The 1,185-nt window shown below is 59.2% G+C and carries 1 protein-coding gene; it reads right to left on the bottom strand.

The window, feature by feature from the left end; genetic code table 11:
• Nucleotides 1-644 precede the first annotated feature (644 nt).
• Nucleotides 645-1,085, bottom strand: coding sequence for a GNAT family N-acetyltransferase (locus H570_RS0100145; RefSeq protein ID WP_169447712.1), 441 nt, complete (start codon nt 1,083-1,085; stop codon nt 645-647).
• Nucleotides 1,086-1,185: the final 100 nt, after the last annotated feature.

The raw sequence follows: 1,185 nt of genomic DNA, 5'->3' as shown, positions 1-1,185 counted from the left end.
GGCGACTGCGATCGTGTCTGGAGCGTCAGGCTTGCGCCGTGATCTGTCAGACGCCCGAACCCGCACAGCCATTGATCTTTCCCGAGCGGACTAACACCTGAGTTAAGCCGCGCCGCGAAGCGGCGTCGGCTTGGACGAATTGTTAGGGGCCAAGCTAGTCAACGCACATGCCCCCGACCACCACCCCATTCTCCACGTGATCATGGCAGCCAAACACGGCGGCCGTGTCTACCTGGCAGATGCCGGTCGCTGCCTGACCGATAGACGCGCCTTCTGGCGCGAAGCAGGCGCCTGAGCACTCTGCGTCAGAGCGACACGCTTTGCCACCGTCCGGAAGCGGAGTGACACAGGACGGAGTGCCGAACATGCCCACTTGCCGAATGGTGCCGCCTTTGCGGCGGCAGTTCTCGGGGTCGATCGCGGCCAAGGCCGCCGCACGAGAGCGGGTCAGCGAGCGCTCCATTCGGTAATCGCGGACCGTTGCGCAGCCGGCGAGGCTAGCCAGAAGAACTACGGCTGCGATGAGCTTCCACATGGCCCCTAACGCCTGAGTTAAGCCGACTTGCGTAGCGGAACCAACAACATGGCAAGCTTTTTCTGCCATGTTGTCGGTGTAGCGAAGCAAGTTCGGCTTGAACGAATTGTTAGGCCGCTTGCCCGGGCAGCCAAAGTACTATTGGTGGAAATTGCGGGAAGCGAGAGGGCTTGTCAACAAAGCCGAGCTTGCGCCAGAAGCTCTCAGAAGACCTTGGCGCGCACTGAACGGAGACATGAGTAGACCCGGAGCGCAGCAGGTGCCCGATGAGATTTTTAGCCAGCTCAGTGCCGTGGCCGGACCCTCTGTGCAGCGGATGGATCTCCAAGATGTCGATAGATGCAGTGCCAGACGGTTTGATGTGGAAGATGCCAAAGCCGATCGGATGCCCGTCTTTTAGCAAGCATTGCATCTCACGTGCGGCGAACGAGGAGCAGATGATCTCCTTGTTGCAGTAGAAGCCCTCAAGCAGCTCCTCTTGCTCAAGCTTGAGCCAGTGCAACACCTGGCCAAGATGATCCTGCGTTGCTTCGGATATCGTCGTTGTCACCACATGCGGCCTAACGCCTGAATTAAGCCGACGCGCGAAGCGCGTTCGGCTTGAATGAATTGTTAGGGCTCACAGCCATTGCATGACTAGCCCAACAACA

Origin of the sequence: Luteimonas mephitis DSM 12574 (assembly GCF_000422305.1) — a bacterium.
In the GTDB taxonomy this organism is placed as follows: Bacteria; Pseudomonadota; Gammaproteobacteria; order Xanthomonadales; family Xanthomonadaceae; genus Luteimonas; species Luteimonas mephitis.
This window is presented reverse-complemented; position numbering and strand designations above follow the sequence as displayed.